The organism is Kribbella swartbergensis (assembly GCF_054784135.1).
Map to the genome: position 1 here is coordinate 862,939 of NZ_BAAGPM010000022.1, position 12,404 is coordinate 875,342.

General features: G+C 68.3%; 15 protein-coding genes. 5 read left to right on the forward strand and 10 right to left on the reverse strand.

Annotated elements, in window-relative coordinates:
* Positions 1-5: 5 nt before the first annotated feature.
* Positions 6-461, forward strand: a complete 456-nt coding sequence (locus tag ACYVOK_RS22655) for a MaoC family dehydratase (RefSeq protein ID WP_460664493.1) — start codon at positions 6-8, stop codon at positions 459-461.
* On the opposite strand, the gene ACYVOK_RS22660 is transcribed toward ACYVOK_RS22655, so the two are convergent.
* From ACYVOK_RS22660 to ACYVOK_RS22680, 5 genes are all read right to left on the reverse strand, one after another.
* A complete protein-coding gene (locus ACYVOK_RS22660) occupies positions 458-1,342 on the reverse strand; it encodes a GNAT family N-acetyltransferase (protein WP_460664494.1) in 885 nt (294 codons plus the stop codon). The two genes, ACYVOK_RS22655 and ACYVOK_RS22660, sit on opposite strands and share 4 nt — an antisense overlap.
* 107 nt (positions 1,343-1,449) lie before the next feature.
* Positions 1,450-2,358 carry a GNAT family N-acetyltransferase gene (locus tag ACYVOK_RS22665; RefSeq protein ID WP_460664495.1) on the reverse strand — a complete coding sequence of 303 codons (909 nt, stop codon included), beginning with the start codon at positions 2,356-2,358 and terminating at the stop codon, positions 1,450-1,452.
* 267 nt (positions 2,359-2,625) lie between these two features.
* A complete protein-coding gene (locus ACYVOK_RS22670) occupies positions 2,626-3,381 on the reverse strand; it encodes an SDR family oxidoreductase (RefSeq protein ID WP_460664496.1) in 756 nt (251 codons plus the stop codon).
* Positions 3,381-4,601, reverse strand: coding sequence for an acetyl-CoA C-acetyltransferase (locus tag ACYVOK_RS22675; RefSeq protein WP_460664497.1), 1,221 nt, complete (start codon positions 4,599-4,601; stop codon positions 3,381-3,383). The genes ACYVOK_RS22670 and ACYVOK_RS22675 overlap by 1 nt, the downstream gene beginning before the upstream one ends.
* A 12-nt stretch (positions 4,602-4,613) precedes the next feature.
* Positions 4,614-5,759 (reverse strand): acyl-CoA dehydrogenase family protein, encoded by a 1,146-nt coding sequence (locus ACYVOK_RS22680; protein ID WP_460664498.1) that lies wholly within the window; start codon positions 5,757-5,759, stop codon positions 4,614-4,616.
* Positions 5,760-5,832: 73 nt separating this feature from the next.
* Between ACYVOK_RS22680 and ACYVOK_RS22685 the strand changes: the two genes are divergently transcribed.
* Complete coding sequence (locus ACYVOK_RS22685; RefSeq protein WP_460664499.1) at positions 5,833-6,432, forward strand: TetR/AcrR family transcriptional regulator; 600 nt, start codon at positions 5,833-5,835, stop codon at positions 6,430-6,432.
* Between the two features lie 46 nt (positions 6,433-6,478).
* On the opposite strand, the gene ACYVOK_RS22690 is transcribed toward ACYVOK_RS22685, so the two are convergent.
* A complete protein-coding gene (locus ACYVOK_RS22690; protein WP_460664500.1) occupies positions 6,479-7,054 on the reverse strand; it encodes a YceI family protein in 576 nt (191 codons plus the stop codon).
* A gap of 146 nt (positions 7,055-7,200) precedes the next feature.
* Here ACYVOK_RS22690 and ACYVOK_RS22695 point away from each other — a divergent pair, with 146 nt between their 5' ends.
* Entirely contained in the window at positions 7,201-7,659 is a 459-nt protein-coding gene (locus ACYVOK_RS22695) for a MarR family winged helix-turn-helix transcriptional regulator (RefSeq protein ID WP_460664527.1), read from the forward strand.
* Positions 7,660-7,730: 71 nt separating this feature from the next.
* Positions 7,731-8,615, forward strand: coding sequence for an aminoglycoside phosphotransferase family protein (locus ACYVOK_RS22700; RefSeq protein ID WP_460664501.1), 885 nt, complete (start codon positions 7,731-7,733; stop codon positions 8,613-8,615).
* On the opposite strand, the gene ACYVOK_RS22705 is transcribed toward ACYVOK_RS22700, so the two are convergent.
* The 4 genes from ACYVOK_RS22705 to ettA form a co-directional block, all read right to left on the reverse strand.
* Positions 8,616-9,242, reverse strand: coding sequence for a dihydrofolate reductase family protein (locus ACYVOK_RS22705; RefSeq protein ID WP_460664502.1), 627 nt, complete (start codon positions 9,240-9,242; stop codon positions 8,616-8,618).
* Positions 9,242-9,712: an SRPBCC domain-containing protein gene (locus tag ACYVOK_RS22710; RefSeq protein WP_460664503.1), complete on the reverse strand. Its 471-nt coding sequence runs from the start codon at positions 9,710-9,712 to the stop codon at positions 9,242-9,244. The genes ACYVOK_RS22705 and ACYVOK_RS22710 overlap by 1 nt, the downstream gene beginning before the upstream one ends.
* The gene (locus ACYVOK_RS22715) at positions 9,709-10,047 is read right to left on the reverse strand and encodes an ArsR/SmtB family transcription factor (RefSeq protein ID WP_460664504.1); all 339 of its coding nucleotides are present in this window, start codon (positions 10,045-10,047) and stop codon (positions 9,709-9,711) included. The genes ACYVOK_RS22710 and ACYVOK_RS22715 overlap by 4 nt, the downstream gene beginning before the upstream one ends.
* A gap of 115 nt (positions 10,048-10,162) precedes the next feature.
* Positions 10,163-11,845 carry an energy-dependent translational throttle protein EttA gene (ettA, locus tag ACYVOK_RS22720; protein WP_460664505.1) on the reverse strand — a complete coding sequence of 561 codons (1,683 nt, stop codon included), beginning with the start codon at positions 11,843-11,845 and terminating at the stop codon, positions 10,163-10,165.
* A gap of 146 nt (positions 11,846-11,991) precedes the next feature.
* Here ettA and ACYVOK_RS22725 point away from each other — a divergent pair.
* A partial coding sequence (locus tag ACYVOK_RS22725) for a single-stranded DNA-binding protein (RefSeq protein WP_460664506.1) occupies positions 11,992-12,404 on the forward strand: 413 nt, incomplete at its 3' end.

Below are 12,404 nucleotides of genomic sequence, written 5' to 3' on the forward strand. Positions count from 1 at the left end.
GGGAGATGACGCAGTCGTTCACCGGCATCGACGAGGTCGTGCACGCGGTCGGCACCCAACTGGGCGAGACCGAGTGGCTGGAGATCACCCAGGAGCAGGTGAACACGTTCGCCGACGCGACCGGCGACCACCAGTGGATCCACGTCGACGTCGAGCGCGCGAAGAAGGGTCCGTACGGCGGGACGATCGCGCACGGCTATCTCACCCTGAGCCTGATCGCGCGGTTCGGTGACGAGCTGTTCTCGGTCAACGGTGTCACCGCGAAGCTCAACTACGGCGTGAACAAGGTCCGCTTCCCCGCCCCGGTCCCGGTCGGCTCCCGGATCCGAGCCAGCGCGTCGATCGCCAACACGGCCGAGACCCCGGCCGGCGTGCAGGTCTCGCTCAACTGGGTCATCGAACTGGAGAACTCGACGAAACCCGCCTGCGTCGCGGAGACCGTCGTACTGCTCGTTCCTTAGAACGGGCAGATCAGGACCGCGTGGGTGGCGACGCGGTAGTAGCCGAGCCACTCGTTGACCGCGATCATCGGGGTGTTGCCGTCGTAGTTGGCGGTGTAGGCGGCCTGCACGCCCGCGGCCGCGGCCCGGTGCAGCGCGGCACACTTGACCAGCTTGGCCAGGCCGCGGCCGCGGAACTCCGGCATGGTCGCCGTCATCTGTGACCAGATCTTGGTGTGATCGCCGTTGCCGAGCGTGAACGCGATGACCCGGTCCTGGTAGACCGCCGCCATACTGAGATCGAGCACGGTCGCCGGCGACCTCCACACCCCGTCGAGCCAGTCGTCGTACGGCCGGGTGGTGATCTTGGCGTCCCCCGGCTTGGTGCGCTGGGCGATCAGGTCCGCCTCGTAGAGACTGCGCGGATCGACCTCGTTCAGCGGCACCAGTTCCACGCCGGTCGGCACTCCCGGGAGGTCCGGCGCCTTCCGCGGGTCGATCCCGGCGTAGTGCACCTGCCGGGTCTGCCGGTACCCCCACCGGGCCGCCCAGTCGACCGTCGACGGCTCCGCGAACACCCGCGCGCTGGTCGCCCCGCCCGACCGCAGCTCCGCGTGGGTTGCCTCCAGCAACTTCGTCCCGATCCCCCGGCCGCGGTGGTCCGGCCGGACCAGGATGCGGAGCTGCCCGTCCAGTGGATCCGAGCCCGCGATCAGCGCGGTCGACGCCCAGCCGACCACCTCGCCCGCGTCCACCGCGGCGAACGTTCCACGGCCCGGGACGTGCGCGGCCGAGAGCCCGCGGCGCAGCGCCGAGGCCGTCAGCACCAGGTACGGCGCGTGCGCGTCGTGCAGTGCGATCGCGCCCTCGACATCCCCCGGCTCGGCACGCCTGATCTCCATGCGAACTCCTTCGGCGAAGTTCTCCGGAACATAACCCCGGCCCAGGTGCATACCGAATGCGAGCCCTGTTACAGCTCTGTCTCAGAGCTCACCGAGAATCAGCCGCTCTACGCGCCCAGGGGTCGCAGCAGGCCGAATTCCGTCTGGACGCGGCGGTAGCCGAGCCAGTTGTTGATGGCAAGCATCGGGCCGTTCTCGTCGTCGTTCGACGTGTAGGCGCCGGTGATCCCGGCGTCGGCGCAGCGGCGCAGTGCGACCGACTTGACCAGCTTGGCCAGCCCGCGGCCCCGGTACGACGGGATCGTGCCGGTCATCCCCGACCAGGCGCGATCGCCGTCGGTCTCGACCGCGGTGAAGCAGACCACCTCGTCACCGGCCAGCGCCGCGATGCTGAGCGACTTGTCGAGCGCCGGACCGTTCCAGACCTCCTCGACCCACAGGTCGTAGTCGATCGCGTCGAGCGGAGAGTCACCCGGCTCGTCCAGGGACGCGACCGAATCGGCGACGTACGCCTGCCGAGGCGTCAGTTGGTCCATCGGCACCAGTTCGATGCCGTCGGGAGTCGGCGGCTGGGCGGGCAGGACTCGCGGGTCCAGACCCGAGAAGTGCATCTGCCGCGTTCCGTCGTACCCACGGTTCCGGGCGAACTCGAGACCGTCGGGATGGACGAACGCCCGCGTGCGGACGGCGCCGACCTCACCGAGGTGCTGGTGCAACCTGTCCGCCAGTTCGGATCCGATGCCCTGTTTGCGATGGTCCGGATGGACGTAGATCGAGACGTTGCTCTGGCCGGGTTCGCTGGTCCAGATGTTCAGCGCGGCTGAGCCCCAGGCGACCACTTCACCCGCGGACTCCGCAACCAGGGCGAGGACGCGTTCCCCGGGCGCGGAGACGGTGATCAGGTGCCTGGTCGCTGCCGGCGACATCACCTTGTACGAGTAGACCGCGCGCCGCAACGCCGCAACGGCCTCGGCGTCGTCGCCGGTGGCCGGCCGGATCACCACCCGAGTCCTCATGCCGGGACCCTAACCAGCACGCCTGCGGATCGCCACGGATTAACGGCCGGGCCCGAACAGCAACGTGATCGCAACGGGTGCGCGCTCGCTGTGATTCTGCCGTGCAGCGGTCTGGCACTAGAGTGGCCCGGTGCTGTCGGACTGATCGCCCCGACCGCCGGAAGTGCCATCGTGCTGGGACACGACGTGGTCACCGGCGGCGGGCGGTCCGCCGATCCCACCGGACCGCCGCGGTCGCACCAGCGTCGAGGACACAAGCCGCCGCGCTCAGCCGGCGATGCCGCCGGTGAGGGTCAGGCCGCCGTCGATGGTGATGGTCTGGCCGGTGATCCAGGACGCCTCGTCCGACAGCAGGAACCACACCAGCGAGGCCACGTCCTCCGGCGTACCCAGCCGTTTCAACGGGTACGTCGCCGCGACCTTGTCCTCACGCCCTTCGTAGAGGGCTCCGGCGAACTTGGTCTTCACGACCGCCGGAGCCACCGCGTTGACCCGGATCTCCGGAGCCAACTCGACCGCCAGTTCGGCCGTGACCCGCGACAGCATCGCCTTGGTGGCGCCGTACCAGCCGATCCCCGGCGACGGCGCCAGGCCGGCCACCGAGGACAGGTTGACGACCGCGCCGCCGTGAGCGCGCATCCACGCGTCCCGGCAGGCCTTCACCCAGGCGATCGCGGCCAGCACGTTCGTGTCGACCATCTTGGTCGCGACGGCCTGGTCGACATCGAGCAGCTTGCCGTAGACCGGGTTGATGCCGGTGTTGTTCACCAGCAGGTCCACGGAGCCGTACGTCGCCACGGCCGCGGCGACCACCTGAGCCCGGTGCTCCGGATCGGCCGCCTTCCCGGCGACCGCGAGCGCGTGCTCCCGGCCACCCAGGGACTCGACCGCCTGGTCGAGGGTCTCCTGGGTGCGCCCGGTGATGACGACGCGGGCGCCGTCGGCCACCAGGCGTTGCGCGATCGCCAGCCCGATTCCGCGGGACGCTCCGGTGATGATCGCCGTACGGTCCTTCAGCGACATCAGCTGAGGCGCTCCAGGATGACGGCCATCCCCTGGCCGCCGCCCACGCACATGGTCTCCAGACCGAACTGCTTGTCCTCGAACTGCAACCCGTTCACCAGCGTCGTCATGATCCGGGCGCCGGTCGAGCCGAACGGGTGACCGAGCGCGATCGCGCCGCCGTGCACGTTCAGCTTGTCCTCGTCGATGCCGAGCTCACGCGCCGAGCCGATCACCTGGACCGCGAAGGCCTCGTTGATCTCGACCAGGTCGATGTCGTCGATGGTCATGCCCGCCCGGGCCAGCGCCTGCCTCGACGCCTCGATCGGGCCGAGGCCCATGATCTCCGGCGACAGAGCGCTGACACCCGTCGACACGATCCGCGCCAGCGGAGTCAGGCCCAGCTCGCGGGCCTTGGTGTCGCTCATGATCACGACCGCCGCGGCACCGTCGTTGAGCGGGCAGCAGTTGCCGGCCGTGACCGTCCCGTCCGGCCGGAACACCGGCTGCAACTGGCTGACCTTCTCCAGCGTCGTCCCCGGCCGCGGGCCGTCGTCCTTGCTCACCACGGTCCCGTCCGGCAGCGTCACCGGCGTGATCTCGCGGTCGAAGAAGCCGTTGTCGATCGCCTTCTCGGCCAGGTTCTGCGAGCGGACGCCGAACGCGTCCTGGTCGGCCCGGCTGATCCCCTTCAGCGTCGCCACGTTCTCCGCGGTCTGGCCCATGGCGATGTAGATGTCCGGCAGCTGCCCGTCCTCGCGCGGGTCGTGCCAGGTGTCGTTGGTCTCGGCGTACTTCTCGGTCCGCTGCACCGCGTCGGCGAAGGCCGGGTTGAACGAACTCGGGTCGCCGACCCCGGCCGAGCCGAAGTTCTTGTACCGCGACACGCACTCGACGCCGGCGCTGACGAAGACGTCGCCCTCGCCGGCCTTGATCGCGTGGAACGCCATCCGCGCGGTCTGCGTCGACGACGCGCAGAACCGGTTGACCGTGGTCGCCGGCGTGTCGTCCCAGCCGAGCTGGACCGCGACCCGGCGGGCCATGTTGCCGCCGTGCTCGTCGTGCGGCTCGGCACACCCGAGTGCGAGGTCCTCGATCTGGTCGCCGGTCAACCCCACCTTGTCGACCGCCGCCTTGATCATCTGTACGGCGAGGTCGTCCGGCCGGATGTCCTTCAGCGACCCCTTGTGCGCGCGGCCGATCGGCGAACGCGCGGTGGACACGATGACTGCTTCAGGCATGGCAGGTCCTTCCTACAGGCCCAGGTCGCGGCCGATGAGTTCCTTCATGATCTCGTTGCTCCCGGCCCAGATCTTGGTCACCCGGGCGTCGCGCCAGGCGCGGGCCACCCGGTACTCGTTCATGTACCCGTACCCACCGTGCAGTTGGACGCAGGCGTCCAGGATCTCGTTCTGCACCTGGGCGCTCCACCACTTCGCCTTGGCCGCGTCGACCGCGGACAGCCGGTCCTCGTCGTGCGCGACGATCGCGTTGTCGACGTACGCCTGGGTGACCTCGGCCTTGGTGACCAGCTCGGCGATGAGGAACTTGTTGTACTGGAACGTGCCGACCGGCTGGCCGAACGCCTTGCGCTGTTTCACGTACTCGATCGTCTCGGCCAGGATCTGGGTGGCCTGGGCGATGTTCGACACCGCGGCGCCGACCCGCTCCTGGGCCAGCCGCTCCATCATGTGGATGAAGCCCCGGTTCACCTCACCGAGCACGTTCTCGTCCGGCACGAACACGTCCTCGAAGAACAGTTCCGACGTACCGGACTCGGTCTGGCCGACCTTGTCCAGCTTGCGGCCGCGGGCGAACCCGTCCATCCCCGCCTCGATCACGAACAGGCTGATGCCCTTCGCGCCCTTGGACGGGTCGGTGCGGGCCGCGGTGATGACGAGGTCGGCCATGTCGCCGTTGGTGATGAAGGTCTTCGAGCCGTTCACCACCCAGCCGCCGTCGACCTTCTTCGCCGACGTCTTCAGCGCGGCCAGGTCGGAGCCGCCGGACGGCTCGGTCATCCCGATCGCGGCGACGTACTCACCGGAGCAGAACTTCGGCAGCCAGCGCTGCTTCTGCTCCTCGGTGCCCAGGTCCACCAGGTACGGCGCCGCGCAGTCGTAGTGGATGCCGAAGCAACTCGACAGCGACGCGGAGACCTTGGACACCTCCTCGGCGAACACCGCGTTGAAGCGGTAGTCGCCGACACTCGAACCGCCGTACTCCTCCGGCACGTCCAGCCCGAGGAAGCCCTGCTTGCCGGCCTCCAGCCAGGCGGCGCGGTCGATCGTCTTCTCCGCGAGGAACTGCTCCATCCGCGGCACCAGGGAGCGGTCGCAGTACTCCTTCGCGCTGGCCCGGAAAGCGTGGTGGTCCTCGTTGAAGATGACGCGTTCCATGGGGCCTCCCCGAGGAATGAGACAAGTGGCTAAGCGCTTGCTTAGCTTCACGCTTCCGGTGCAAGGTGTCAACGTGTCCGCAGTCACCAGTCCCCTGGTTTGGGAGCACGTCCAGCCGGCCGCCGCGCGCCGGCTGCTGACCGGTGCCATCGACGCGTTTGCGGAGCGGGGGTTCCAGGCCACCACCACCCGCGACATCGCCTCTCGCGCCGGGATGAGTCCGGCCGCGCTCTACGTGCACTACCCGTCCAAGGAGCGCCTGCTGTTCGAGATCAGCCTGTACGGCCACCGCGCGGCTCTCGACGTACTGCGGGATGCCGACACCGGCCCGACTCCGGCCGACCGGCTGCGCTCGATGGTCTCCGCGTTCACCGCGTGGCACGCGCAGCACCACACGATCGCCCGGGTCGTGCAGTACGAACTGGCCGCGCTGACCCCTGAGCACCTGGCCGAAGTGGCCGCGATCCGGCGGGCGATCTCCACACAGATCGAGCAGGTCCTGGCCGACGGGGTGGCCGACAACTCCTTCAGCGTCGACGACCTGCCGGGGACGACCCTCGCCGTACTGTCCCTGTCGATCGACGTGGCCCGCTGGTACACACCACACCGCGGCGACCCCGCGGCCCTGGGCAAGCTGTACGCCGACCTCGCCCACCGCATGGTGCAGAAATAGGAGAAACCCCGCACCACCTGGTGCGGGGTTCTCGGGGACTGTGGCGTCAGACCTGAAGCGCGGCCTGGACGTCGAGGTGGATGTCCACCTTGTCACCGATCAGCAGCTTGCCGCCCTCGAGCGGGACATTGAAGTCGATGCCCCACTCCTTGCGGCTGATCTGCGCGGTGGCCTCGAAGCCGATGATGGTCTGGCCGTAGGCGTTCTGGTCCACACCGAGGAACTCGACCGCGAGCTCGATCGGCTTGGTCACGTCCTTGATGGTCAGTTCGCCGACGAGGGTGTAGTCGTCGCCGTTCGGGGTCAGCGAGGTGCTGACGAAGGTCATCTTCGGGCTGTTCTCGGCGTCGAAGAAGTCACCGGACCGCAGGTGGCCGTCGCGCTGCTCGCTGCGGGTGTCGACGGAGGCCAGTTCGACGGAGACGCTGGCGGTCGACTCCTCCAGGGAGTCCTTGACGACGATCTCGCCGGCGTACTCCTTGAAGGTGCCGCGGACCTTGGTCATCAGGTGGCGGACGGTGAAGCCGATCTCGCTGTGCGCGGGGTCGATCGCGTAGGTACCGGCGACCAGGCCGGGGATGCTGCTGGTCGGGGTCGTGCCGGTGATGGCGGTCTCGCTCATGGGGTCCTCTCGGGTGTTACGTGGGGGGCGTTACTGACTGGGGGGTCATCGCAGCCAGAAAGTTAAAATTTCAACCTGATGACTACGACAGTAGGGAAGAACGATTTAAATGTCAACTACATTCCCGGTACACTGGACCCGTGACGATGACGACTGAGACCCGGTGGCTCAACGCCGAGCAGCAGGTGGCGTGGCGCGCATACCTGCTGGGCACCGCGCGCCTGATGGCGAAACTGGACGACGACCTGCGTCAGTTCGGCATCGGCATCAACGACTACGAGATCCTGGTCCGGCTCTCCGAGGCACCCGACCGCCGGCTCCGGATGGCGGACCTGGCCGACCGGCTGCACCAGAGCCGCTCCCGGCTGACCCACACCGTGGGCCGTCTCGAAGCCGCCGAACTGGTCCGCCGTACGTCGTGCACCAGCGACAAGCGCGGTGTCTGGGCCGAGCTCACCGACGCCGGCTTCGCCCTGCTCGAACAGGCCGCCCCGACCCACGTCGAGGGCGTCCGCGAGAACCTCGTCGACCTGGCCAGTCCCGAGGACTTCGCCGCCATCGGCCGGGTCTTCGACTCCGTCGCGGAACACATCGGCCAGCGGTAGGGCCGCGGACGTTGTAGACGAGAGCTAAATCCATTGGCGGATCCCGACCGCCGCCGGGAAACTTCCGGCTTGTGACGGACTATCACGACGACGGCCGGGCCGGCATCGACGCTGCACTGGTACGGCGACTGATCGCCGACCAGTTCCCGCAATGGGCGGAGTTGCCGGTGACCCCGGTCAAGGTCGACGGCTGGGACAACCGCACGTACCGGCTGGGCTCAGAGCTGACCGCACGCCTGCCCACGCACGAGAGCTACGTCGCGGCCGTCGACAAGGAACACCAGTGGCTACCGATCCTGGCCCCGGCATTGCCTGTGCCGATCCCGGAAGCGGTGGCGAAGGGCGAGCCCGGTCACGGGTACCCGTACCCCTGGGCGATCCGCCGCTGGATCGACGGTGAGACCGCGTCCCACGACACCGTCGCGGACCTGTCCGAGTTCGCCCGCTCGATCGCGGAGTTCATCCTCGCGCTGCAGAGTTGCGACGCGACCGGTGGACCGGTGGCCGGTGCCCACAGCTTCTATCGCGGCGCTCCGCCGGAGTACTACCACGACGAGACCATGGAAGCCCTCGCCGCACTGAAGGGGCGGATCGACACCGACCTCGCGCTGGAGGTCTGGGAAGCCGCTCTGGGTACGTCGTGGGACCGGCCGCCTGTGTGGTTCCACGGTGACATCGCCCACGGCAACCTGCTCGTCCAGAACGGCCGGCTGTCCGCCGTCATCGACTTCGGCACCTCAGGCGTCGGAGACCCCGCCTGCGACCTGGTCATCGCCTACACGTTCTTCAGCGGCGCCTCGCGCGAGACGTTCCGCGCCGCCGTCGGACAGGACTCCGGCACCTGGGCGCGCGCCCGCGCCTGGGCACTCTGGAAGGCGCTCATCACCTACGACTCGTCCGAGAGCAGCCATCAGGTGATCGCCGAGGTCCTCGCGGATCACCGAGCCCAGGCCTGACTACACGAGGGCCGTGACGCCCTCGTACTGCCCGACCGGGGCGTCGCCGACGGCCTCGTACTCGAGTATCACCAGACCGTTCGGCGTCACTTCCTGCTCGACGAGCCGAAGGCCAACGGCATCGCTCGGGTGCTCGATCAGCCGTCGCCCCGATCCGACCAGGGTCGGGGCGACGACGAGCCTCAGCGTGTCGACAAGACCGGCCGCCAGCATGCTGCTCCCGAGTCGTGCGCTTCCGTGGATCTGAAGCTCGCGTCCCGGGCGTCCCTTGAGTTCCTTAACGGCCCGGACCGCGTCACCGCGGAGCACGGTCGTCGGGTGCCAACTCCCCTCGGTGAGGGTGTTCGTGACGACGTACTTCGGTAGCGAGTTCATCCGCGCGGTGTACGGGTCGCCGGGGTCGGTGATCTGCGGCCAGTCCCGGGCGAACGCCTCGTAGGTGCGCCGACCCAACAGCAACGCGTCGGCCAGGTCGAGCCAGTCCGAGGTACGCCGTACGAACTGTTCGTCCATGTACGGCACGAGCCAGCCGCCGCGGGTGAAGCCGTCACTGGTGTCCTCGGTCGGCGAGCCGGGACCCTGGCTGACACCGTCGAGCGAGACGAACTCGGTCAGAACGAGCTTCATCAGGCCTCGCTTTCCGCGATCTCGGCAAGTTGCTTGGTGACCGAACCCCAGCCGTCGGCGAAGCCGAGTTGCTCGTGGAGGGCGCGGGCGGACGGATCCCCATGTCGTACGACGATCCGGTAGTCCGTCCCGTCCGGGTGATCGGCCAGGATGATCTCGGCCGTCATCGCAATCGGCGAGGGATTCGCGGGACGCCAGCCGCTGTCGACCGCATTCGTGAACACGAGCCGCTCGAGCTGGTCGACGACCAGGAAGGTTGCGTCGAGCTGCGGGTCGAACCGCACCCCGTCCTCACTCAGCCGCGTCACCAAGGCGCCGCCGGGGTGGACATCCAGCCGTTCCACCCGGCAGACGGCGGGAGCCGGCACCCACCACTGCGCGAAGCGGGCTGGATCGGTCCACGCCCGCCACACCACGGCGCGCGGAGCGCGGATGACCCGCTCCAGCGTCAGGTCGAGATCCTGGTTCATGCCTGCTCCTCCACTGAGTCGGTGACAAAACGTTCCAGCCGGTCGGTGCGGTCCGCCCAGATCCGGCGCTGCTCGGCAAGCCAGTCCTCGACCAGAGCAAGCCGCTCGCGATTCAGCACACAGGTCCGCACCCGCCCGACCTTGACCGTCCGGATCAACCCGTTGCTCTCCAACGTCCGCACATGCTTCATGAACGAAGGCAACGTCATCGGAAACTCCCCCGCGAGCTCCCCCACACTCGTCGGGCCACGCCCGAGCCGCCGGATCACGCCACGCCGGGTCGGATCGGCAAGCGCGACGAACACGCCGTCGACCTCCGTCGAATACTGTGCCATGAGGCTAAGTATTACCCTGGATCAATACTTAGCACAAGGGCTAAGTATTAGCCCTCCCGACAACGACAGCGCCCACCTCCGCTGGTAGCCGAGGTGGGCGCTGGAACGTATGCGCTCAGTCGCGAGTGAGCTTCCGGTAGGTGACCCGGTGCGGACGGGCCGCCTCCGGCCCGAGGCGCTCGACCTTGTTCGCCTCGTACGACGCGAAGTTGCCCTCGAACCAGAACCACTTCGCCGGGTCCTGCTCAGTGCCTTCCCAAGCCAGGATGTGCGTCGCCACCCGGTCCAGGAACCACCGGTCGTGGGACACGACCACCGCACAGCCCGGGAACTCCAGCAGCGCATCCTCCAGCGACTGCAGGGTCTCCACGTCCAGGTCGTTGGTCGGCTCGTCGAGCAGCAGCAGGTTGCCGCCCATCTTCAGCGTCAGCGCCAGGTTCAGCCGGTTCCGCTCACCGCCGGACAGTACGCCGGTCGGCTTCTGCTGGTCCGGGCCCTTGAAACCGAACGAGGCGACGTACGCCCGGCTCGGCATCTCGAAGTTCGCGACCTTGATGTGGTCCAGGCCGTCGGAGACCTGCTCCCACACCGTCTTCTTCGGGTCCAGACCGCCGCGCGACTGGTCGACGTACGAGACCCGCACGGTCTCGCCGAGCTTGAGCGTGCCGGCGTCCGGCTGCTCCTCGCCGACGATCATCCGGAACAGCGTGGACTTGCCGACACCGTTCGGGCCGACGACGCCGACGATGCCGGCGCGTGGCAGCGAGAAGCTCAGGCCGTCGATCAGCTTGCGGTCGCCGAAGCCCTTCTCCAGCTTGGAGACCTCCAGCACCGTGCTGCCGAGCCGCGGGCCCGGCGGGATGCTGATCTCGTCGACGTCGATCTTGCGGGAGCGCTCCGCCTCGGCGGCGAGCTCCTCGTACCGCGCCAGGCGAGACTTGCTCTTGGTCTGCCGGGCCTTCGCGTTCGACCGGACCCACTCGAGCTCGCGCTCCAGGATCTTCTGCCGCTTGGCGTCCTTGCGGCCCTCGACGACGAGCCGCTCCTTCTTGGTCTCCAGGTACTTCGAGTAGTTGCCCTCGTAGCCGTAGGTCCGGCCGCGGTCGAGCTCCAGGATCCACTCGGCCACGTTGTCCAGGAAGTACCGGTCGTGGGTGATCGCCATGACGGCGCCCGGGTACTTCTGCAGGTGCTGCTCGAGCCACTGCACCGACTCGGCGTCCAGGTGGTTGGTCGGCTCGTCGAGCAGCAGCAGGTCGGGCTGCTGCAGCAGCAGCTTGCACAGCGCGACCCGGCGGCGCTCACCACCGGACAGGTTGTCCACCAGCGCGTCGGCCGGCGGGCAGCGCAGGGCGTCCATCGCCTGCTCCAGCTGGGCGTCGATGTCCCAGGCGTTGCGGTGGTCCAGCTCGGTCTGCAGGTCGCCCATCTCGGCGAGCAGCGAGTCGTAGTCCGCGTCGGGGTCGGCCAGCTCGGCGGAGATCTCGTTGAAGCGGTCCAGCTTCTGCTTGGTGTCGCCGACGCCTTCCTCGACGTTCTCCAGGACCGTCTTGCCCTCGGTCAGCGGCGGCTCCTGCAGCAGGATCCCGACCGTCGCGTCGTCAGCCAGCCGGGCCTCACCGTTGGAGGGCTGGTCGAGCCCCGCCATGATCTTGAACAGCGAGGACTTCCCGGTGCCGTTCGGCCCGACCACGCCGATCTTCGCGCCGGTCAGGAAGTTCAGCGTGACGTTGTCGAGAACGACCTTGTCGCCGTGCGCCTTCCGGACGTTGCGAAGGGTGTAGATGAATTCCGCCATACCCCAGAGCCTATGTGCTCCGACCCACCTGGTCCCAACCGGCCTTCGGTTGTCCACAGATCCGCAGTTCGGCGGCGCGGCGAACGGGCGAGACGTGCATCTTCTCGGGTGACAGCGACCTCGCGACCAGACGGAAGGCGGCCATCATGAGCCTCGGCGAGACCTATGTGACCGTGCAGGGCCGGGTCGGCAGCGACCCGGATTTCAAGGAGATCGGCGGGCAGACGGCCCGGGCGACGTTCCGGATCGCCTCGACACCCCGGCAGTTCGACCGCAGCACCGGCCTGTACGTCGACAAACCGACGACCTGGTTCACCGTCGAGTGCTGGCGAGCCCTGGCGCAGAACGCCTTCGAATCGGTCCACGTCGGCCAGCCGGTCCTCGTCACCGGACGGTTGCGGACCCACGAATGGACCGACGAATCGGGCGAATCCCGCAGCCGCGTAGTCCTCGAAGCCTTCTCCCTCGGCCACGACCTCACCCGAGGCACCACAACCTTCACCAAAAACCCACCCCGCCAAGCCACCCCAACCCCCCTCACCCCCACCCCATCCACCCC